A 397-nucleotide genomic window follows, 5' to 3' on the forward strand; every position below is an offset into this window, starting at 1 on the left:
TCCATGCACACCACCCTCAAACTCACCGCCGCGACGCTGATGTCGCTCGCGGTCGCCGCGGCGCCGGCGGCCGCCACCGCGCTGTACTCCTGGACTCCCGCCGTCCAGCTTTCGGAGGCCGGCGAGCCCGCCTGGTCTCCCGATGTCGCGTACTCCGCCGACGGCAGCGCCGTGATGGTCTGGGGCCGCCAGGACGGCACCCGGTGGGTGGCCGAAGCGGTGCGCCGCAACGCGGACGGCACGCTCGGCACGACCCGGACGCTGGCCAGCTCCGACGAGCCGCTGCTCGGACCGCGGGCGGCGATCGATGCCCACGGCAACGCGCTCCTGACGTGGACGCGCTGGGACGGCAGCAATTGGCGCGTCCAGGCGCGCACGCTCCCGGCGGGGGGAGGCG

At 75.3% G+C, this 397-nt stretch carries 1 protein-coding gene; it reads left to right on the forward strand.

Translation table 11 applies throughout. The features are described from left to right. Nucleotides 1–397: hypothetical protein (locus tag I6F37_RS43545; RefSeq protein ID WP_225154916.1), on the forward strand; the 397-nt coding region annotated here is incomplete at both ends.

Origin of the sequence: Bradyrhizobium sp. NBAIM08 (assembly GCF_020193935.1) — a bacterium.
GTDB lineage: Bacteria > Pseudomonadota > Alphaproteobacteria > Rhizobiales > Xanthobacteraceae > Bradyrhizobium > Bradyrhizobium yuanmingense.